Annotated in this window: 18 protein-coding genes and 1 pseudogene; 12 read left to right on the top strand and 7 right to left on the bottom strand. The window is 70.5% G+C overall.

Annotation, left to right across the window (positions count from 1 at the left end; all coding sequences use genetic code 11):
* Positions 1-116 precede the first annotated feature (116 nt).
* A pseudogene (locus HQ603_RS18235) lies at positions 117-914 on the top strand (IS30 family transposase); the annotation flags it as partial.
* A gap of 67 nt (positions 915-981) precedes the next feature.
* On the opposite strand, the gene HQ603_RS18230 reads toward HQ603_RS18235, so the two are convergent.
* A complete protein-coding gene (locus HQ603_RS18230) occupies positions 982-1,398 on the bottom strand; it encodes a cytochrome c oxidase subunit 4 (protein WP_068100376.1) in 417 nt (138 codons plus the stop codon).
* A gap of 5 nt (positions 1,399-1,403) precedes the next feature.
* A complete protein-coding gene (gene ctaC / locus HQ603_RS18225; RefSeq protein WP_222686165.1) occupies positions 1,404-2,414 on the bottom strand; it encodes an aa3-type cytochrome oxidase subunit II in 1,011 nt (336 codons plus the stop codon).
* 305 nt (positions 2,415-2,719) lie between these two features.
* Between ctaC and asnB the strand changes: the two genes are divergently transcribed.
* Positions 2,720-4,645: an asparagine synthase (glutamine-hydrolyzing) gene (gene asnB / locus HQ603_RS18220; protein ID WP_222686164.1), complete on the top strand. Its 1,926-nt coding sequence runs from the start codon at positions 2,720-2,722 to the stop codon at positions 4,643-4,645.
* Positions 4,646-4,655: 10 nt separating this feature from the next.
* On the opposite strand, the gene HQ603_RS18215 is transcribed toward asnB, so the two are convergent.
* Positions 4,656-5,627 (bottom strand): carbohydrate kinase family protein, encoded by a 972-nt coding sequence (locus HQ603_RS18215; protein WP_222686163.1) that lies wholly within the window; start codon positions 5,625-5,627, stop codon positions 4,656-4,658.
* A 142-nt stretch (positions 5,628-5,769) separates the two neighbouring features.
* The gene (locus HQ603_RS18210) at positions 5,770-6,147 is read right to left on the bottom strand and encodes a HesB/IscA family protein (RefSeq protein ID WP_068146734.1); all 378 of its coding nucleotides are present in this window, start codon (positions 6,145-6,147) and stop codon (positions 5,770-5,772) included.
* 284 nt (positions 6,148-6,431) lie between these two features.
* Here HQ603_RS18210 and HQ603_RS18205 point away from each other — a divergent pair, with 284 nt between their 5' ends.
* Genes HQ603_RS18205 through HQ603_RS18190 form a run of 4 tightly spaced genes read left to right on the top strand, consistent with a single transcriptional unit; the run spans position 6,432 to position 9,386 of the window.
* On the top strand, positions 6,432-7,028 hold the full coding sequence (locus tag HQ603_RS18205; RefSeq protein WP_308126612.1) for a DUF3043 domain-containing protein: 597 nt from the start codon (positions 6,432-6,434) through the stop codon (positions 7,026-7,028).
* Positions 7,029-7,036: 8 nt separating this feature from the next.
* Positions 7,037-7,582 (top strand): bifunctional adenosylcobinamide kinase/adenosylcobinamide-phosphate guanylyltransferase, encoded by a 546-nt coding sequence (locus HQ603_RS18200; RefSeq protein ID WP_222686162.1) that lies wholly within the window; start codon positions 7,037-7,039, stop codon positions 7,580-7,582.
* Entirely contained in the window at positions 7,579-8,649 is a 1,071-nt protein-coding gene (gene cobT, locus HQ603_RS18195) for a nicotinate-nucleotide--dimethylbenzimidazole phosphoribosyltransferase (protein ID WP_222686161.1), read from the top strand. Before HQ603_RS18200 ends, cobT begins: the two co-directional genes overlap by 4 nt.
* Complete coding sequence (locus HQ603_RS18190) at positions 8,646-9,386, top strand: adenosylcobinamide-GDP ribazoletransferase (protein ID WP_222686160.1); 741 nt, start codon at positions 8,646-8,648, stop codon at positions 9,384-9,386. Before cobT ends, HQ603_RS18190 begins: the two co-directional genes overlap by 4 nt.
* Here the strand turns inward: HQ603_RS18190 and HQ603_RS18185 are convergent.
* A complete protein-coding gene (locus HQ603_RS18185) occupies positions 9,372-10,487 on the bottom strand; it encodes a branched-chain amino acid aminotransferase (RefSeq protein ID WP_222686159.1) in 1,116 nt (371 codons plus the stop codon). The two genes, HQ603_RS18190 and HQ603_RS18185, sit on opposite strands and share 15 nt — an antisense overlap.
* Before the next feature lie 59 nt (positions 10,488-10,546).
* Positions 10,547-11,647 (bottom strand): glycine cleavage system aminomethyltransferase GcvT, encoded by a 1,101-nt coding sequence (gene gcvT / locus HQ603_RS18180; RefSeq protein ID WP_222686158.1) that lies wholly within the window; start codon positions 11,645-11,647, stop codon positions 10,547-10,549.
* Positions 11,648-11,747: 100 nt separating this feature from the next.
* Here gcvT and HQ603_RS18175 point away from each other — a divergent pair, with 100 nt between their 5' ends.
* On the top strand, positions 11,748-13,238 hold the full coding sequence (locus HQ603_RS18175; RefSeq protein ID WP_308126611.1) for a leucyl aminopeptidase: 1,491 nt from the start codon (positions 11,748-11,750) through the stop codon (positions 13,236-13,238).
* A 78-nt stretch (positions 13,239-13,316) separates the two neighbouring features.
* Here HQ603_RS18175 and HQ603_RS18170 read toward each other — a convergent pair whose 3' ends face one another.
* A complete protein-coding gene (locus HQ603_RS18170) occupies positions 13,317-13,649 on the bottom strand; it encodes an oxidoreductase (protein ID WP_222686156.1) in 333 nt (110 codons plus the stop codon).
* 340 nt (positions 13,650-13,989) lie between these two features.
* On the opposite strand from HQ603_RS18170, the gene sucB reads away from it, so the two are divergent.
* From sucB to HQ603_RS18145, 5 genes are all read left to right on the top strand, one after another.
* A complete protein-coding gene (sucB, locus tag HQ603_RS18165) occupies positions 13,990-15,894 on the top strand; it encodes a 2-oxoglutarate dehydrogenase, E2 component, dihydrolipoamide succinyltransferase (protein WP_222686155.1) in 1,905 nt (634 codons plus the stop codon).
* Between the two features lie 169 nt (positions 15,895-16,063).
* Positions 16,064-16,951, top strand: coding sequence for a TIGR01777 family oxidoreductase (locus tag HQ603_RS18160; RefSeq protein ID WP_222686154.1), 888 nt, complete (start codon positions 16,064-16,066; stop codon positions 16,949-16,951).
* 35 nt (positions 16,952-16,986) lie between these two features.
* Positions 16,987-17,742: a lipoyl(octanoyl) transferase LipB gene (gene lipB / locus HQ603_RS18155; protein ID WP_222686153.1), complete on the top strand. Its 756-nt coding sequence runs from the start codon at positions 16,987-16,989 to the stop codon at positions 17,740-17,742.
* Positions 17,743-17,802: 60 nt separating this feature from the next.
* Complete coding sequence (gene lipA / locus HQ603_RS18150; protein ID WP_222686166.1) at positions 17,803-18,846, top strand: lipoyl synthase; 1,044 nt, start codon at positions 17,803-17,805, stop codon at positions 18,844-18,846.
* A 92-nt stretch (positions 18,847-18,938) separates the two neighbouring features.
* The gene (locus tag HQ603_RS18145; protein ID WP_222686152.1) at positions 18,939-19,697 is read left to right on the top strand and encodes a DUF4191 domain-containing protein; all 759 of its coding nucleotides are present in this window, start codon (positions 18,939-18,941) and stop codon (positions 19,695-19,697) included.
* Positions 19,698-19,734 lie beyond the last annotated feature (37 nt).

Below are 19,734 nucleotides of genomic sequence, written 5' to 3'. Positions count from 1 at the left end.
CATCCCCTCCGAGCCGTGCAACCGACGAATCAACGCCCAGTCCTCCACAGTGATCACTCCTCCATCGTCGAGATGAGTGCTCACTTTTCGACCGGACTACCTGCTCAGTTTTCGACCGGAGCCGACAGTCCGCCGAACTCGCCGGCGACGGACCGCTGCGGACCTACGTCGTAGGCAAATTGGCGCTGCAATGGTCCCCCGAACAGATCTGCCACGCTCTGAGCATCGAGTTCCCCGATGACGAGGCGATGCGCGTGAGCACCGAAACGATCTACCAGGCCATCTACGTTCAAACCCGCGGCGGGTTGAAGCGGGAAGTCGCCACCGCGCTCCGCACCGGTCGCACCCGCCGTAAGCCTCACCGCGGACCCGAACACCGCAGCCCCCGATTCGTCGATCACATGGTGATGATTTCCGAACGTCCACCAGAGGTCAGCGACCGAGCAGTACCCGGACACTGGGAGGGCGATCTGATCGTCGGGACGCGATCGGAATCGGCGATCGTGACCCTGGTCGAGCGGACATCGCGATACGTGCTGCTCGGGCACCTCCCCGGTGGTCACACCGCCGAGGAAGTGCGGGACGTTCTGGTCCCTCTGATCGGTTCTCTACCCGCGCAGCTACGCGCGTCGCTGACGTGGGATCAAGGGTGCGAGATGGCCGCTCACCGCCAGTTCAGCGTGGCCACCGGGGTCCCGGTCTATTTCTGCGACCCTCATTCTCCGTGGCAACGGGGGTCGAACGAGAACACCAACGGACTGCTCCGACAATATTTTCCCGAGGGCACAGACCTTTCCGTCCACGCAGCGCGAACGCTCGACGAGGTCGCCCACCGGCTCAACACCCGCCCACGCAAAACGCTCGGCTGGAAGACTCCAGCCGAGCGCTTGCGTGATCTACTGGCAGCCACTTGACCACCAGGTGTTGCGAGGACCGCGAGAATCCGCCACTCGGGGTTCGGGGGCGTTCGGGAAAACCAGATCAGTGCTTCTCGGGTCCCACGTGGTACTCGAAGACCAGACCGGCAGCGGCGCTGATGATGGCGAGCGCGCCGACGGCGAGCATCCAGGGCTCGTAGAAGGCAAAGGCCAGGGCCATGAACGCACCGGAGGCGGCGAGAACGATGGGCCAGAAGCTGCCCGCGCTGAAGAAGCCGAGGTCACCGGCGCCGTCGGCGATCTCCGCGTCGTCGTAGTCCTCGGGGCGGGTGTCGAGCCGCCGCGCCACGAAGCGGAAGTACGTGCCGACGATGAGCGTCAGGCCCGCCGACAGCGCGATGGCGGTGAGCCCGGCCCACTCGACGCCGGTGCGCGAGAAGCCCGTGAACACGCCGTACAGGATGCCGACGAGGATGAAGAAGAGAGTCAGGATCTCGAAGAGCTTGGCTTCGATCTTCATGGGTGTCAGTTTCCTTCTGCCACGGTCGCAGCCTTGACGGTGCGGTCGGTGTTGAACGGCGTGGTGGAGGTGGCGCGGGGCTCTTCGCCGATCGACTCGAGGGCCTGCGCGTTGGTCTGGCCGGCGCGACGGGCGTCCATGTAGTTCTCGAACGCCTCCGGGCTGACCGCGCGGACCTCGAAGTTCATCATCGCGTGGTACGAGCCGCACATCTCGGCGCAGCGGCCGACGAACGCGCCTTCACGGTCGATCTCGCTGATCTGGAAGACGTTGTCCGAGTGGTTCTCCTTGGGGTTCGGCAGCACGTCCCGCTTGAAGAGGAACTCGGGAACCCAGAAGGAGTGGATGACGTCGGAGGACGCGATCTCGAACTCGATGCGCTTGCCGGTGGGGAGAACGAGAACGGGGATCTCGTTGCTGGTGCCGACGGTTTCGACCTCGTTGTAGTTCAGGTAGGACTGGTCGGCCTTCTCGCGTCCGTGCACCTCGCCTTCGCCCTCTTCCGCGGGCGTGCCGGCAGCCTCGGCCGCGGCCTCGCGCTCGGTGTCGGTGCCGTCGTACAGCGGGCGACCGTCCTTGAGGTCGACGGTGCGGTAGCCGAACTTCCAGTTCCACTGGAACGCGGTCACGTCGACGACGACGTCGGGGTTGTCCTGCTTCTCGTGAACGTAGTTCTGCACCACGACGGTGAAGTAGAAGAGGACGGCGATGATGACGAACGGCACGGCCGTGTAGAAGAGCTCCAGCGGCACGTTGTACGCGGTCTGGCGCGGGAAGTCCGGCGAGTCCTTCTTCTTGCGGTGGAAGGCCACGGTCCAGAAGGTCAGGCCCCACACGATCACGCCCATGATCAGGGCGGCGATGACCGACCAGGTCCAGAGCTCGCGCATCCGGTCCGCCTGCGGGGTGATGCCGGACGGCCACCCGAAGCGGAGAACGGCGTTGTCGATGCCGCACCCGGACAGCATCACGGCCGCCACCGCGAGCGACGCCACCAGTCCGACACGCCTTGTCATACGACGGCCGGAGCCCTCACCACGCTGCGCCACGATCACGCCTTCCTGCTTGCCAGACGGAGACTGCGGGAGACCCGTAATCGCAGGGTGTCGGCCACCCCACGCAGGAATTCCCCGTGTACTACGCAGCGTAGACCAAAGCGGGCGCCCCGCTCGCGCAGGGTGGCATCGAACCGGCGCGATTTTCGTCTCGTCGGGCCGGAACGACGGCCGTCGGAATCGGTCGGCGGGAGGGTCCTGCGGCATACTCGTGCCCGGTCCGTCGACCGATCGGACACACCCAACGTGAAGCGAGGCCTGACACCGTGTGTGGACTGCTGGGACTGTTGACGTCGACCGCGTCCGCGAAGGATGTGGTCGACGCAGTGGGCCACGCCTCGCACTGCATGCGCCATCGCGGTCCCGACGAGCCGGGGACGTGGCACGACGACGACCTGGCGCTCGGCTTCAACCGCCTCTCGATCATCGACATCGAGCATTCGCACCAGCCGTTGCGGTGGGGGCCGGCGGAGAACCCGACGCGGTACGCGCTGGTCTTCAACGGCGAGATCTACAACTACCTCGAGCTCCGCGAGACCCTGGCCCGCGACCACGGCGCGACGTTCGCCACCGAAGGGGACGGCGAGGCCATCGTCGCCGCGTTCCACTTCTGGGGTGACGACGCCGTGCGTCGCCTGCGCGGCATGTTCGCCTTCGCTCTGTGGGACACCGAGAAGCGGGAGCTGTTCCTCGCACGGGACCCGTTCGGCATCAAGCCGCTGTTCTACTCGACCGGCCCGTCCGGAACGGCGTTCGCGAGCGAGAAGAAGAGCATCCTGGAACTGTTCGAGACGCTCGGCGTCCAGGACCACCTCGATCCGCGCGCCCTGCAGCACTACACGGTGCTGCAGTACGTGCCGGAGCCGGAGAGCCTGCACGCGAGCATCCGGCGCCTCGAGTCGGGCTGCACGGCGCGCCTGACCCCGGGCAGCGAGCCGGTGATCACCCGGTACTTCCAGCCGACCTTCCCCGTGCGACCGGTCCCGTCGGGCACGGAGGAGGCGCGCTACCGCGAGATCGCCGCGGCGCTCGAGGATTCCGTCGCCAAGCACATGCGTGCCGACGTCACGGTGGGCTCGTTCCTGTCCGGCGGCATCGACTCCACGGCCATCGCCGCGCTGGCGATGCGGCACAACCCGAACCTGATCACCTTCACCACCGGCTTCGAGCGCGAGGGGTACTCGGAGGTCGACGTCGCGGCGGAGTCCGCCGCGGCGATCGGGGCGAGGCACGTCGTCAAGGTGGTCGGTCCGGAGGAGTTCGCGGCGAGCATCCCCGAGATCGTCTGGTATCTCGACGATCCGGTGGCGGACCCGGCGCTGGTCCCGCTGTACTTCGTCGCCAAGGAAGCGCGCAAGCACGTCAAGGTGGTGCTGTCGGGCGAGGGCGCGGACGAGCTGTTCGGCGGCTACACCATCTACCGCGAGCCGCTGTCCCTCGGCGCGTTCGACAAGCTGCCCGGCGGTCTGCGCCGCGCCGCCGGTCGTCTCTCGGACCGCATCCCGGAGGGCACACGAGGCAAGAGCCTGCTGCACCGCGGGTCGATGACCCTCGAGGAGCGGTATTACGGCAACGCCCGCAGCTTCAACGACGCGCAGTTGCGCTCGGTGCTGCGGGACTTCCGCCCCGAGTGGAACCACCAGGACGTCACGGCGCCGATCTACCGTCGGTCGCAGGGCTGGGACCCGGTGGCGCGCATGCAGCATCTGGACCTGTTCACCTGGCTGCGCGGCGACATCCTGGTCAAGGCCGACAAGATCACGATGGCCAACTCGCTCGAGCTGCGTGTGCCGTTCCTCGACTCCGAGGTGTTCGCGGTGGCCGAGCAACTGCCGCTCGAGCAGAAGATCACCAAGTCCACCACCAAGTACGCGTTGCGGCGGGCGCTGGACGGCATCGTGCCCGAGCACGTGTTGAACCGGGCGAAGCTCGGGTTCCCGGTGCCGCTGCGGCACTGGTTGCGGGGACCGGAGCTGTTCGACTGGGCGCGGCAGCAGATCGTCGACTCCCAGACCGACCACCTGCTGGACAAGGCCGCCGTCACGCGCATGCTCGAGGACCACCGCGACGGGCGCAGCGATCACAGCCGACGGCTGTGGACCGTGCTGGTGTTCATGATCTGGCACGGCATCTTCGTCGAGAAGCGCATCCGGCCCGCCATCGCCGAACCGACATACCCGGTTCGGCTCTAGCGGGCGGGCGTCAGGCCGGGAGGATTCCCGCGATCTCCCGCGCCGCGTCCTCGCCGTAGGCGCCGCCGATCCGGGCCACGGCGTCGTCACGCCGGAACACCCATTCCTGGGTGCCGGTGGTCTCGAGAACGAGGACGGCGACGTAGGACCCGAGTTGCGCGGCCCGCTCGAGGCCCAGGCCGCGCGACCGCGCGACGAGGAAGCCGGCGCGGAAGGCGTCACCGACGCCGGTGGGGTCGACCTTGCTGGTCTCGGGCACCACCCCGACGCGGAGGTCGACGCCGTCGCCGACGATCTCGACGCCGTTCTTGCCGAGGGTGGTCACCCGCAGGCCGACGCGCGAGCGGATGTCGGACTCGGTGAGGCCGGTCTTCTGCCGCAGCAGGCCCCACTCGTACTCGTTGGTGAAGAGGTACTGCGCGCCCTGGATGAGCGTCGCGGCCTGATCGCCGCTCAGCCGGGCGAGTTGCTGCGAGGGGTCGGCGGCGAAGGGGATACCCAGCTCACGGCACTCGTCGGTGTGGCGCACCATCGCAGCGGGATCGTTCGCACCGACCAGGACGAGGTCGAGCGTGCGGTCACGGGCGACGTCGTGCACCGAGATGTCCCCGGACTCCGTCATCGCGCCGGGGTAGAAGGACGCGATCTGCGCCATGTCCTCGTCGGTGGTGCACACGAAGCGGGCGGTGTGCGCGGACGTGGAGACGGTGACGCCGCCGCAGTCGACGCCGTTGCTCTCGAGCCAGGACCGGTAGTCGTCGAAGTCCGGTCCCACCGATCCGACGAGCAGCGGCGCGCCGCCCAGGACACCCATTGCGTAGGCGATGTTGCCGCCCACGCCGCCACGGCGAATGACCAGGTCGTCGACGAGGAAGCTCAGCGACACGTGGGCGAGCTGATCGGCGAGGAACTGATCGGCGAACCGACCGGGAAATCGCATCAGATGGTCGGTTGCAATGGAGCCGGACACCGCAATGGTCACGTCCGAGGGCCTTTCCGCAGGAATCGGGTCGGCTCGACCTTACCCGGGAGTACCGACGCCCAACCCCGCCGGACGGGACCGCGTCCCCCCTGAGGACGACGACACCCCCGGCCGCAGCCGGGGGTGTCGTCGAGGCAGAGCGTCAGTTGAACGAGTCACCGCACGCGCACGAACCCGTGGCGTTCGGGTTGTCGATGGTGAAGCCCTGCTTCTCGATGGTGTCGACGAAGTCGATCGAAGCGCCCTCGACGTACGGCGCGCTCATCCGATCGACGGCCAGCGTGACGCCGCCGAAGTCGCGGGTCAGGTCGCCGTCCAGCGAGCGGTCGTCGAAGAAGAGCTGGTAGCGCAGGCCGGCGCAGCCACCCGGCTGCACGGCGATGCGCAGCGCCAGATCGTCGCGGCCTTCCTGGTCCAGCAGGGCCTTGGCCTTGGACGACGCTGCTTCGGTCATGACGACGGCGTGCGTCTCGGTCTCGGTCGCGGCCGCACCGGCGGTCACGTCGTTCTGCACAGTCATGGGGTCTCCCTCTTCGTTCGTGAATCCCGCGAACGGCTCAACGGTACTCCCGCCTCCCCTATTCCTCACCGGCTCCTCACCGGCTCCTCACCGGCTCCTCACCGGCTCCTCACCGGAGCAGGCGGGGTGCGCGCACTGCGGTGTTCGCGGCGGCGCGCGCGTCGAATAACCTGGACCCCGTGAAACTGCCCTTCGGAAAGTCCGGCGATTCCGACGCTCGCGCCGACCAGGTTACCGGTGACGAGGCGTCGTCGACACTCGGCGAGTCGACCACCGAGCGCACGGTGAGCGGCAGGACGGGCGCGCTGGGCACCGCCGCCGCGCAGGGCAAGGGCCGCCCCACCCCGAAGCGTCGTGACGCCGAAGCACGCCGCCGCGGTCCGGTGGCCCCGGCGCCGCTGACCGCGAAGGAAGCCCGGGCGCGCCGCAAGGCGACCCGCGGCACCAAGGAGGAGCGCAAGGCCGCCGCGGCGGAGCGCCGCGCCCGGTCCGCCGATCAGCGCGCCCGCATGATGGCCGGCGAGGACAAGTACCTGCTCCCCCGCGACAAGGGCCCGGTGCGTGCCTTCGCGCGTGATCTGGTCGACTCCCGCCGCAACTTCCTGGGGCTGTTCATGCCCATGGCGCTGATCCTGCTGGTGGCGCTGTTCCTGAGCCCGCAGATCCAGTCCGTGGTGACGCTGGTGCTCTTCGTGATGATGATCTTCATGGGCATCGACGGGTATCTGCTCGGCCGTCGCATCAACAACCGCGTGCGCGAGCGCTTCCCGGACACGCCCGACGGCGGGTTCAAGCTGGGGTGGTACACGTTCGTCCGCGCCTCGCAGGTGCGCAAGATGCGGGCTCCGAAGCCGCGCGTCGGTCCCGGCGACGCGGTCTGAGCCGCGCGATGCCGCGCACGCTGATCCTCGGCGGCGCGCGATCGGGCAAGTCGGGTCGCGCCGAGGCGCTGGTCGCGGGTGAGCCGTCCGTGCGGTACGTGGCCACCGGACGCCGGGTGGCGACGGACGCGGACTGGTCCGAACGGATCGACCGTCACCGCGATCGACGGCCGGCGCACTGGAGCACGGTCGAGATCACCCACCACCGCGAGCTGGCGACGACGTTGCGCAGCGGGCCGACCACCCTGGTCGACGATCTGGGGACCTGGCTCGCCGGGGCCCTCGACGACCTGGCCGCCTGGGACTCCCCGCGCGGCACCGTCGCACCGGCCGTCGACGAACTCCTCGCCGCCGTGACGGACCACCCCGCGCCGCTGGTGATGGTCACGCCCGAGGTGGGTATGTCCGTCGTCCCGGAGTCCCGCGCGGGCCTCCTCTTCCGCGACGAGATCGGCTTTCTCAACGCGCGTCTCGCGGCTCTGTGCGACCACGTCGAACTGGTCGTCGCGGGCCGATCCCTCGTCCTCACCGACCACGAACGGAGTCCCCGGTGACCGACACCGCTCCCCTCTTCGACCCGGTCGACCCGCCCGACGCGGCGGTCGCCCGGCAGGCGCGCGAGCGGCAGGCGCAGTTGACCAAGCCCGCCGGGTCGCTGGGCCGGCTCGAGGCGTTGAGCATCTGGGTCGCGAGTTGTCAGGGCGCCTGTCCGCCCCGGCCGTTCGAGCGCGCGCGCGTGGTGGTCTTCGCCGGCGATCACGGCGTCGCCCGGCACGGCGTCTCCGCCTACCCGCCCGAGGTGACGGCGCAGATGGTGGCCAACATCCGCGCGGGCGGCGCGGCGGTCAACACGCTGGCGGCGGTCGCCGGGGCGACGGTGCGCGTCGTCGACATGGCGGTGGACGCGGACACCGACGACGCCGTGAGCGACCGCAAGGTACGACGCTCGTCGGGCTCGATCGACCGCGAGGACGCGCTGACCGACGACGAGGTCCGGGCCGCGCTGCAGGCCGGCAAGGCCATCGCCGACGAGGAGATCGACGCCGGTGCGGATCTGCTGATCGCGGGCGACATGGGCATCGGCAACACCACCCCCGCCACCGTTCTGATCGCGGCGATCACCACCACCGAGCCGGTGGCGGCCGTGGGCCGCGGGACCGGCGTCGACGACGCGGGGTGGATGCGCAAGACGGCGGCGATCCGCGACGCGTTGCGACGTGCCCGCCCGGTGGTCAAGGACCCGGTGGCGCTGCTGCGGACGTCGGGCGGAGCCGATCTGGCCGCCATGACCGGCTTCCTGATCCAGGCCGCCGTGCGGCGCACGCCGGTGGTGCTCGACGGTCTGGTGGTCACCGCGGCCGCCCTGGTCGCGCACGATCTGTCCGTCGGCGCATCCGCGTGGTGGGTCGCCGGACATCGGTCCACCGAGCCGGCGCACTCCGTCGCCCTGGCCCACCTCCGGCTCGACCCGCTGCTCGAGATGTCGATGCGGCTCGGCGAGGGGTCCGGGGCCGTCGTGGCCCTGCCGATCCTGTCCGGCGCCGTCGCGACGTTGGCGGACATGGCGACGTTCGACGACGCCGGCGTCAGCACCGGAGAGTCACCCGACCGGACCCCATGAACCTGCGGCTCGCCCTGACCTGGACGACGGTCCTGCCCCTGCGCGGCCCGTCGTCCGTCACGCGTGACGACGCCCGACGCGCGATCGCCGCGGTCCCGCTGGTCGGCGTCGTGCTCGGCGTCGTCGCCGCCGGGATCCTGCTGCTCGCCGACGCCGCGTCGCTCCCCCCGCTGCTCGGCGGCATCCTCGCCGTCGCCGCGCTCGCCCTGCTCACTCGCGGCATGCACGTCGACGGTCTCGCGGACACCGCGGACGGGCTGGGGTGTTACGGGCCGCCCGAGCGCGCGCGGGAGGTGATGAAGTCCGGCGGCGCCGGACCGTTCGGCGCCGCCGCCCTGGCCGCGGTCGGCGGCGTGCAGGCCGTGGCGTTCGGCGAGTTGGTCGCCCGCGGCGCCGCCGCGTCGGTGATCGCGGCCGTGGTGGTCGCCCGGTGCGCGGTGGTGCCGGCGTGCCGGAGGTCGATCCCCGCGGCGACGACGTCCGGGTTCGGCGCGCTCGTCGCCGGCACCCAGGGCCGGGTGGCGGTCTCGGTGTGGTGCGTCGCCGCGGTCGCGCTCGGCGGCGCCGTGGACCGGACCTGGTGGCAGGGCGCGATCGCGGTGGCTCTCACGCTGGTGGTGGCGGCACTGCTGGTGCGCCACTGCGTCCGCCGGTTCGGAGGGCTGGTCGGCGACGTGCTCGGGGCGACGGTCGAGGTCACCACGGCGGTGGTCGCCGTCGGGCTACTGGTCGGCTGACCGCAGCGTGCTCATCCAGCCGTGGGTGTCGGCGAACGTTCCCCGCTGGATGCCGGTGAGGGTGTCGCGCAGGGCCATGGTGACCTCGCCCGGCTCGCCGCCGCCGACCACGAACTCGCCCTCGGCGGACTTCACCCGACCGACCGGCGTGATGACCGCGGCGGTGCCGCAGGCGAACACCTCGGTGATCTCGCCGGACTCGGCCTTCTTGCGCCACTCGTCGGTGGAGATGCGCCGCTCCTCCACCGCGAACCCGGCGTCGGTGGCCAGGGACAGCAGGGAGTCACGGGTGATGCCGGGCAGGAGCGACCCGGACAGCGACGGGGTGACCAGGCGGGCGTCGGCCCCGGAGCCGAAGACGAAGAACAGGTTCATCCCGCCCATCTCCTCCACGTAGTGCCGCTCGATCGCGTCGAGCCACACCACCTGATCGCAGCCCTGGTCCGCGGCCTCGGCCTGCGCGAGCAGCGACGCGGCGTAGTTGCCGGCGAACTTCGCCGCGCCCGTACCGCCCGGCGACGCGCGCACGTACTCGGTGGAGAGCCACACGCTGACCGGCTTCACGCCCCGCGGGAAGTACGCACCCGCGGGCGAGGCGATGAGCAGGTAGCGGTACGACGACGCCGGCCGCACCCCGAGCCCGGCCTCGGTCGCGAACACGAACGGCCGCAGGTACAGCGCGTCCTCGCCGCCCGCGACGGGCACCCACCGGTGGTCGACGGCGAGCAGTTCCTCGATCGAGCGGCGGAAGAGATCCGTGGGCAACGCCGGCATGGCCAGTCGCGCGGCGGAGGACTGCAACCGGTCGGCGTTGGCGCCGGGGCGGAAGGAGGCCAGGCTGCCGTCCGGCTGCCGGTAGACCTTCAACCCCTCGAAGATCGCCTGCCCGTAGTGCAGCACCATGGCCGCCGGATCCATGGGGAAGGGCGCGTAGGGCGTCACGACGGCGTCGTGCCAACCGCGGTCGGTGTCGTAGTCGATGCTCACCATGTGATCGGTGAAGTGCACGCCGAAACCCGGAGCCTCGAGTACCGCGGCCAGCGCCTGCTCGGAGGCAGGTGACGGGTGCGCGTGACGCGTGAACTCCAGGTGAGCGGTCATGCGAATCATCCTAGGACACCAGGTCCAGCGGTTTGTCGGCGCTCACGACCGCGCCGCCGTCACCGCACGCGCGACTCCACGAACGGCGGCCGCACCACCTCGCACGCCACGGCGCGGCCGCGGACGTCCACTTCCACGGCGTCACCGACGGCCACTCCTTCGGCCGTGTCGACCAGGGCCAGGGCGATCCCGACCTGCAGACTCGGCGAGAACGTGCCGGACGTCGTCGTACCCACGGGTCGGCCGTCGCGCAGCACCGTCAGGTCGGCCCGCAGGACCCCACGTCCGACGGCGCGAAGACCGACGAGGGTCCGCGGCGCACCCGAGTCCTTCTGCGCGGCCAGCGCGTCCTTGCCGCGGAACGCCGTCTTGGACCAGCCGATCGCCCACCCGCACCGTGCCTCCAGCGGGGTGATGTCGACGGACAGTTCGTGACCGTGCAGCGGGTACCCCATCTCGGTGCGCAACGTGTCGCGGGCACCGAGGCCGGCCGGCTGCCCGCCCTCGGCTCGCACCGCGTCCGCGAGCGCCTCCCACAGGGGTGCGGCGGTGTCCCACTGCGGCAGCAGCTCGTAGCCGTGCTCGCCGGTGTAGCCGGTGCGGCACACCCGCACGCTGCCGCTGCCGAACGGGACGTCCTCGAACGCCATGTACTCGAGCGACGACGGCAGGCCCACGGCGGCGAGCACCGCGCCCGAGCGCGGTCCCTGCACGGCGAAGACGCCGCGGCTGCGGTGCTCGGACTCCACCGTCACTCCCGACGGGGCGTCGGCGGCGAGCACGTCGACGACGGCGGCGGTGTTGGCCGCGTTCGGAACGAGGAAGACCTCGTCGTTCGAGACGAGGTAGGCGATGAGATCGTCGATCACGCCGCCGGACTCGGTGCAGCACAGGGTGTACTGCGCGCGCCCGGGCTCGATACGACCGAGATCGTTGGTCAGTACCGCGTTCACGTGCGCGGCCGCGCCGGGACCCCGGACGACGGCCTTGCCGAGATGACTGACGTCGAACAGTCCGACGGTGGTGCGGGTGGCGATGTGCTCGGTGACCGTCCCGGCGTACGAGACGGGCATCGACCATCCACCGAACTCCGCGAATTTCGCACCGAGCGCGACGTGCGCGTCGTGGATCGGGCCCTGCAGCAGTTCGGCATCGCTCATGCGGACGAACCTAGCGCCTGCCCCGCCCGGCGGGTGCGTGTCGGGCCGCCACCATACGATCGAAGCCCGACCGTCCGCCGACCCACAGGAGTCACCACTCGTGAGCAGTACATCCGGACCCGATCTGGTCCTCGCCGGCACCGTCGACAAGGCCGCCGACGCCATCCTCGTCGGACTCGAGACCACCGCGGGCGATCCCCGCCTGATCGGCGACCACTTCCTCGGCGACGCCGCGCGGGAGGTGCTCGCCGGACTCGTCGCCGTGGGCGCCACCGGCCGCCGCGATCAGGTGCATCGCATCCCGGCGCCGTCGTCGCTGCCGGTCGCGTCCGTCGTGAGCGTGGGGCTCGGCGACGCCGACGATCGCTCGGAGGACGTCGTGCGCGCGGCCGCCGGAACCGCGGCGCGGGCGCTGTCCGGCGTGCGCCACCTCAGCACCACACTCGCTCCGATCGGTCTCGGGGCGGTCGCCGAGGGCCTGGTACTGGGCGCCTACCGTTTCACCGAGTACAAGAAGCCGGCGGACGACGACGCTCCTGCGCTCACGCGGATCGACCTGCTCGTCGATTCGCCGCGCGACAAGCAGGCCAAGGCGGATCTGACGCGGTCGATCGCCGTCGCGGAGGCCGTCGTGGTCGCGCGGGACCTGGTCAACACCCCGCCGAGTCACCTCTTCCCGGCCGAGTTCGCCGAGCGCGCACGCACGCTCGGCTCCGCGGCCGGGCTGTCCGTCGAGGTGCTCGACGAGCGCGCCCTCGAGCGCGGTGGCTACGGCGGCATCATCGGCGTCGGCAAGGGCTCGTCGCGCCCGCCGCGGATGGTGCGGCTGTCCTGGACCGGCGGCAAGAAGAAGGCGCCGTCCGTGGCGCTGGTCGGCAAGGGCATCACGTTCGACACCGGCGGCATCTCCATCAAGCCGGCCGCCGGAATGGAGAACATGACCTCGGACATGGCCGGAGCGGCCGCCGTCGTCGCCACGGTGGTGCTCGCCGCGAAGCTCGAGCTCCCCGTGAACGTCACGGCCACGGTGCCGATGGCGGAGAACATGCCGTCCTCGACCGCGCAGCGGCCCGGCGACGTGCTCACCCAGTACGGCGGCACCACCGTCGAGGTCATCAACACCGATGCCGAGGGCCGCCTGATCCTCGCCGACGCGATCGTGCGCGCCTGCGAGGACGAGCCGGACTACCTCATCGACACCGCCACCCTGACGGGCGCGCAGATGGTCGCCCTCGGCACCCGCACCCCGGGGGTGATGGGCACCGATGCGTTCCGCGATCGGGTGGCGTCGATCTCGCAGCGCGTCGGCGACGGCGGATGGGCCATGCCGATGCCGCGCGAGCTGCGCGCGGACCTCGACTCCCGGGTCGCCGACCTGGCGAACGTCACCAATCACCGCTGGGGCGGCATGCTGGCCGCCGCGCTGTACCTGAAGGAGTTCGTGGCCGAGGGTGTGCAGTGGGCGCACATCGACGTCGCGGGGCCGGCGTTCAACACCGGTGGTCCGTTCGGCTACACCCTCAAGGGTGGGACGGGCGTGCCGGTGCGCACCATGATCGCCGTTCTGGAGGACATCGCCGAGAACGGCTGATCGGGCCCTGCCGCGAACGGCCGATCGGATACTGCCGAGAACGGCTGACGAGCCACTGACCGGTCGCGGGCAGGGCGCTCAGGCGCCCTGCTCGCGTCGGCGCAGAATCTTCTGCCGGGCGTCGTGGTCGCGCATGCGCTGCGGGTAGCCGACCTTGCGCACGTCGTACACCGGGATCTTCAGGTCCTCGCCGAGCTTGCGGGCACCCTTCTCACCGCCGACCGCGCGGCGGGTCCACTCGCCGTCCTGGGCCACCAGCACCACGGTGATCGGGGTGACGGTGGTCTCCGGCTCGACGTACGCCTCGACGCCCACCCGCGCGGCGGCCCAGTCGGCCAGGTGCTGCCGGTCGCTCGGTTCCGCCCCGGCTCGTCGTCCTCCCGCTCGCCTGAACCTGTCGAACAGTCCCACGGTCGTCTCTCCCTCTTCTCGGTCCTCGTCTCGGTGACCCGACTGCCGTCCGGACCGCGGTCTCGACCGCCGTCGTCGGTGCACGTAATGCACGCAATCGCTCTCCGTCCATCATCCAGGCGCCGCGCCGACCCCGCCGGGCGCGCCGCGCGGTGGGAAGTGACAGGATGGGTCCGCACGCGCGTGAACCACCTCACGCTGCGGGTCGAGGGTCGTGGAGGCAACTCCTCCGACGGTCCCCGTTCCGGCAGCCGACTCGGGGCACGCGCCGCACCGCACGCGACCACGAGTCGGCACCAGCCGTTACACCCGCACAACAACTGTCGAGGAGTCAACAGACATGACCTTCTCCGTCCAGATGCCAGCTCTCGGTGAAAGCGTCACCGAGGGAACTGTCACACGGTGGCTGAAACAGGAGGGGGACACGGTCGAAGTCGACGAACCCTTGCTCGAAGTCTCCACCGACAAGGTCGACACGGAGATTCCCTCTCCGGCCGCGGGTGTGTTGACCAAGATCGTCGCGCAGGAGGACGACACCGTCGAGATCGGCGGTGAGCTCGCCGTCATCGGTGACTCGGCCGACGACGCCGGCAGCAGCGACGATTCCGGCAGCGACGACTCCGCCGCCGACAGCAGCGACGACAGCGACGACAGCGAGGCGAACGCCGCCCCGTCCGACGCCGCCGAGAAGGCATCCGTCGAGGGTGAGGACGAGGCCGACGCTCCGGCACCGAGCTCCTCCTCCGACGACTCCGGCAGCTCCGATTCCGGATCCGACGAGGGCACCCCGGTCACCATGCCGGAGCTCGGCGAGTCGGTCACCGAGGGCACCGTCACCCGCTGGCTCAAGGCCGTGGGCGACGAGGTCGCCGTCGACGAGCCGCTGCTCGAGGTCTCCACCGACAAGGTCGACACCGAGATCCCCTCCCCCGTCGCGGGCACGCTCCTCGAGATCTCCGCCGAGGAGGACGACACCGTCGAGGTCGGCGGACAGCTCGCCGTCATCGGCTCCGGTGCGCCGGCGAAGTCCGAGAAGGCGCCCGAGCCGAAGCAGGAGGCCCCGAAACAGGAGGCCCCCAAGGAGGAGCCGAAGCCGGAGCCCAAGGCCGAGCCGAAGGCGGAGGCCTCTCCGGCCGAGCAGGAGTCGAAGCAGGCCGACCCCGAGCCCGCCGGTGAGCACTACACCCCGGAGCCGAAGTCGGAGTCGAAGTCCGAGAACAGCTCCGGCGGCGGCGAGAAGCCCGCGTCGGACTCGTCGTCCACCTCCACCGGGTCCAGCCCGTACGTCACCCCGCTGGTGCGCAAGCTCGCCGCGGAGAACGACGTCGACCTGAACTCGGTCACCGGCACCGGTGTCGGCGGCCGCATCCGCAAGCAGGACGTCCTCGCCGCTGCGGAGGCCAAGAAGGCTCCCGCGACGCAGGAGTCCGCTCCGGCGCAGCAGGCCCCGGCCGCCTCGGCGACTCAGGCCCCGGCGTCGTCGGCCCCGTCGAACGCGGGTGTGCGTCCGGAGTTGGCGCACCTGCGCGGCACCACGCAGAAGATCAACCGCATCCGCCAGATCACGGCCAAGAAGACCCGCGAGTCCCTGCAGACGTCGGCTCAGCTGACGCAGGTGTTCGAGGTCGACATGACCCGCATCGCGGCGCTGCGCACGCGTGCGAAGGCCGGCTTCAAGGACCGCGAGGGTGTCAACCTGACGTTCCTGCCGTTCTTCGCCAAGGCCGTCGTCGAGGCGCTGAAGGTGCACCCGAACGTCAACGCCAGCATCGACGAGGACAAGAAGCAGATCACCTACTACGACTCGGAGCACCTCGGCATCGCCGTGGACACCGAGCAGGGTCTGCTCTCGCCGGTCATCCACAACGCCGGTGACCTGTCGCTGGCCGGTCTGGCGCGCGCCATCGCCGACATCGCCAACCGCGCCCGCTCCAACGGCCTCAAGCCCGACGAGCTGTCCGGTGGCACGTTCACCATCACCAACATCGGCAGCCAGGGCGCGCTGTTCGACACCCCGATCCTGGTGCCGCCGCAGGCGGCGATGCTGGGCACGGGTGCGATCGTCAAGCGTCCCGTGGTGGTCACCGACGCCTCCGGCGCGGAGTCCATCGGTGTCCGCTCGATGGCCTACCTGCCCATGACCTACGACCACCGCCTGGTCGACGGCGCCGACGCCGGTCGCTTCCTGACCACCGTCAAGCACCGTCTCGAGGAGGGTGCGTTCGAGGCCGATCTGGGCCTGTAGTCGCCGAGCCGTCGTCGGCGCGGCCGGGTCGGTACCGTCGGGTACAGCCCCCGGCGGTCGGCGCGGTTCGCATCGACGCTCGACTGCACGAGGGGCATCCGCCGCGGCGGGTGCCCCTCGTGGCGTTCCGGCTCCATTCGCGTTCCACCAGCACAGGAGGCCCGTCACCGTGCGTGTCGTCGTCGCCGGTTCGTCCGGCTTGATCGGAACTGCTCTCGTCGCGTCGTTGCGCCGGGCGGGGCACGACGTCGATCGGCTGGTGCGGCGCCCGGCCGCCGGCCCCGACGAGATCACCTGGAACCCGGCGGAGGGTCGGCTGGACGAGTCGGCGTTGTCCGGCGCGGACGCCGTCGTCAACCTGTGCGGCGTCGGCATCGGTGACAAGCGGTGGACGGGTGCGTACAAGCAGGCCATCCGGGACAGCCGCATCGAACCGACGGAACTGCTCGCGCGCGCCGTCGTGGCGGCGGGCGTGCCGGCGCTGATCAACGCCAGCGGCATCAACTACTACGGCGACACCGGCGACCGCGTGGTCGACGAGACCGCCCCCGCCGGCTCCGGCTTCCTCGCCGAGGTGTGTCGGGACTGGGAAGGGGCCACGTCGTACGCCGCCGAGAACGGCGTCCGGGTGGTTCTGCTGCGCAGCGCGGCCGTGCTCTCCCGCCACGGCGGCATGATGGGCAAGCTCCGCCCGCTGTACAAGCTGGGGCTCGGTGGGCGCCTGGGCAGCGGCCGGCAGTACTTCCCGTGGATCTCGCTGACCGACGAGGTGCGGGCCATCGTGTTCGCCGTCGAGAACACCGACATCAGCGGGCCGGTGAATCTGCAGGGACCGGCGCCGGTCACCAATGCGCAGTTCAACAGCGCGATGGGCCGCGCGGCGCACCGTCCGGCGCCGTGGGCGGTGCCGGGCTTCGCGATCGGTCTGCTGATCGGCGAGTTCGCGAACGAGGCCATCCTGGCCAATCCGCGCGCCATTCCCGCGGTGCTAGAGAAGCACGGGTTCACGTTCGAGCACAACACCATCGGCGAGGCGCTCGCCGACACCGTCGGCTGATCGTCGGCGGTACGGCCGGGCGTAGAATCCGACCGATGAGCCGCCCGATCCGCCTGGAGTCCACGCCCGTCGACGTCCGTCGTCTCGGCACCGTCGACTACGTCGAGGCCTGGGAGTTGCAGCGCCGGGTGGCCGATCGCCGCGCGCAGGGACTCGGGCACGACGAGCTGTTGCTCCTCGAGCATCCCGCCGTGTTCACGGCCGGTCGACGCACCGCGCCGGAGGATCGGCCCGCGGACGGCACGCCGGTCATCGACGTCGACCGCGGCGGCAAGATCACCTGGCACGGGCCGGGCCAGCTGGTCGGCTACCCCATCGTCCGTCTCGCGGAGCCGGTCGACGTGGTCCGGTACGTGCGCCTGATCGAGGAAGCATTGATCTCGTTCTGCGGCGAGCTGGGGCTGACCACCGGCCGGGTCGAGGGACGATCCGGCGTCTGGTTGGCCGCCGGTCGCGTCCGCGGCGTGTGGCAACCCGAACGCAAGGTCGCCGCCATCGGCGTGCGCGTGCAGCGCGGAGTCACCCTGCACGGGTTCTCCCTCAACTGCGACGCCAGTCTCGACGGCTTCGGGGCGATCGTCCCCTGCGGGATCGCCGACGCGGGAGTGACGACGCTGTCGGCCGAACTCGGGCGATCCGTCACCGTCGACGACGTGACGCCCGACGTCACCCGGTGGATTCTCGCGGCGCTCGACGGCACCCTCGCGGTCACCGACCGCGAGCTCGACCGCACCCCGGCGGCGGAGAGTGCGCCCGCGACACCGCAGTTCACCACCACCGTCTTCCGGTGAGCGTGCGACGCGTCCCAGCGGCACCCCGACCGCGAACCGGGCGGTCCGGGCGGGCGTAAGATCGTCCCGGTGACCGTCGCACCCGAAAACCCCGCACACGCCCCGAACGGACGCAAACTCCTCCGCCTCGAGATCCGAAACGCGGAGACCCCGATCGAACGCAAGCCGTCGTGGATCAAGACCCGCGCCAAGATGGGCCCCGAGTACACCGAACTCAAGGGCCTCGTGAAGCGCGAGGGTCTGCACACGGTGTGCGAGGAGGCGGGCTGCCCCAACATCTACGAATGCTGGGAGGACCGCGAGGCCACGTTCCTCATCGGTGGCGAGCAGTGCACGCGGCGCTGCGACTTCTGCCAGATCGACACCGGCAAGCCCGCCGATCTGGACCGCGACGAGCCCCGCCGCGTCGCCGAGTCGGTGCAGGCGATGGGTCTGCGCTACTCCACCATCACCGGTGTCGCGCGCGACGACCTCGAGGACGGCGGCGCGTGGCTCTACGCGGAGACCGTCCGCGAGATCAAGAGACTCAACCCCAACACGGGTGTCGAGCTGCTGATCCCCGACTTCAACGCCGATCCCGACCAGCTCGCCGAGGTGTTCTCCTCGCGGCCCGAGGTGCTCGCCCACAACGTCGAGACGGTTCCGCGCATCTTCAAGCGCATCCGCCCGGCGTTCCGGTACCAGCGCAGCCTCGACGTCATCACCGCGGCGCGCGATGCCGGTCTGGTCACCAAGTCCAACCTCATCCTCGGTATGGGCGAGACGTTCGAGGAGGTCACGCAGGCGATGCAGGACCTGCACGACGCCGGCTGCGACATCCTCACCATCACCCAGTACCTGCGTCCCTCGCCACGGCACCACCCCGTCGAGCGGTGGGTCAAGCCGGAGGAGTTCGTCGAGCACTCCGCCGCCGCCGAGGCCATGGGCTACGCCGGCGTCATGGCCGGACCGCTGGTGCGCTCGTCGTACCGCGCCGGCCGTCTCTACGCCCAGGCCATGGCCCACCACGGCCGTCCCATCGCCGAGAACATGGCGCACCTCGGCGACGAGGGCTCGGCGTCGCAGGAGGCCAGTTCGCTCATGGAGCGTCTCGCGGCGAGGTAGCACCCGCGCCCGATTCGTCCACCGGCCCGCCCCCGCTTCCGCGGGTGGCGGGCCGTTCGGTTCTCCGGACGTCGGGGCCTATCCTGGACGTCATGGCATCGACGAAGACCGGCGGGTCCGGCTCCGGTAAACCCAGCAAGGAAGCCAAGGCCGCCGCCAAAGCCGCACGCAAGCAGGCCTCGAAGGAGCGGCGCGCTCAGTTGTGGCAGGCGTTCCAGATGCAGCGCAAGGAGGACAAGCTCCTCCTGCCGCTGATGATCGGGTCCGTCGTGGGCATGACGGTGCTGTTCTTCCTCATCGGACTCGTCTTCGGCATCGAGTGGTTGCTGCTGCCGTTCGGTCTGCTGATCGGTGTGCTGGTGGCGTTCGTGATCTTCGGCCGTCGGGTGCAGAAGTCCGTGTACGGCAAGGCCGACGGACAGGCCGGAGCGGCCGCGTGGGCGCTGGACAACCTGCGGGGCAACTGGCGCGTCAAGACCGCCGTGGCCGGGACCACCCAGCTCGACGCGGTGCACCGCGTCATCGGACGCCCGGGCATCATCCTGGTCGCCGAGGGACAGCCGTCGCGCGTCAAGCAACTGCTCGCGCAGGAGAAGAAGAAGATCGCCCGCCTGGTCGGCGACACCCCGATCTACGACGTGGTGGTGGGCAACGGCGACGGTCAGGTGCCGCTGTCGGGGCTGCAGAAGTTCCTGACCAAGCTCCCCCGCAACATCGACGCCAAGCGCATGGAGACCATCGAGGGTCGACTCGCCGCTCTGGGCACCCGCTCGGGCCCGCCGTTGCCGAAGGGTCCGATTCCCGGCGGCGCCAAGATGAAGGGCATGCAGCGCACCATCAAGCGGCGCTGACCCCGCACCACCCCTGTTCGCGTCACTCCCCCCGTTC

Origin of the sequence: Rhodococcoides corynebacterioides (assembly GCF_019834675.1) — a bacterium.
Classification (GTDB): Bacteria; Actinomycetota; Actinomycetes; order Mycobacteriales; family Mycobacteriaceae; genus Rhodococcoides; species Rhodococcoides corynebacterioides_A.
The sequence above is the reverse complement of the archived record's forward strand: the minus strand, read 5'-3'. Positions and strand labels throughout refer to the sequence as shown.

What these genes read in the sequence shown, in the direction of transcription:
- HQ603_RS18230 (WP_068100376.1), bottom strand. Translation starts at nt 1,398, where the DNA reads ATGAAGATCGAAGCCAAGCTCTTCGAGATCCTGACTCTCTTCTTCATC.
- ctaC (WP_222686165.1), bottom strand. Translation starts at nt 2,414, where the DNA reads ATGACAAGGCGTGTCGGACTGGTGGCGTCGCTCGCGGTGGCGGCCGTG.
- HQ603_RS18210 (WP_068146734.1), bottom strand. Translation starts at nt 6,147, where the DNA reads ATGACTGTGCAGAACGACGTGACCGCCGGTGCGGCCGCGACCGAGACC.
- HQ603_RS18200 (WP_222686162.1), top strand. Translation starts at nt 7,037, where the DNA reads ATGCCGCGCACGCTGATCCTCGGCGGCGCGCGATCGGGCAAGTCGGGT.
- HQ603_RS18190 (WP_222686160.1), top strand. Translation starts at nt 8,646, where the DNA reads ATGAACCTGCGGCTCGCCCTGACCTGGACGACGGTCCTGCCCCTGCGC.
- HQ603_RS18185 (WP_222686159.1), bottom strand. Translation starts at nt 10,487, where the DNA reads ATGACCGCTCACCTGGAGTTCACGCGTCACGCGCACCCGTCACCTGCC.
- gcvT (WP_222686158.1), bottom strand. Translation starts at nt 11,647, where the DNA reads ATGAGCGATGCCGAACTGCTGCAGGGCCCGATCCACGACGCGCACGTC.
- sucB (WP_222686155.1), top strand. Translation starts at nt 13,990, where the DNA reads ATGACCTTCTCCGTCCAGATGCCAGCTCTCGGTGAAAGCGTCACCGAG.
- lipB (WP_222686153.1), top strand. Translation starts at nt 16,987, where the DNA reads ATGAGCCGCCCGATCCGCCTGGAGTCCACGCCCGTCGACGTCCGTCGT.
- HQ603_RS18145 (WP_222686152.1), top strand. Translation starts at nt 18,939, where the DNA reads ATGGCATCGACGAAGACCGGCGGGTCCGGCTCCGGTAAACCCAGCAAG.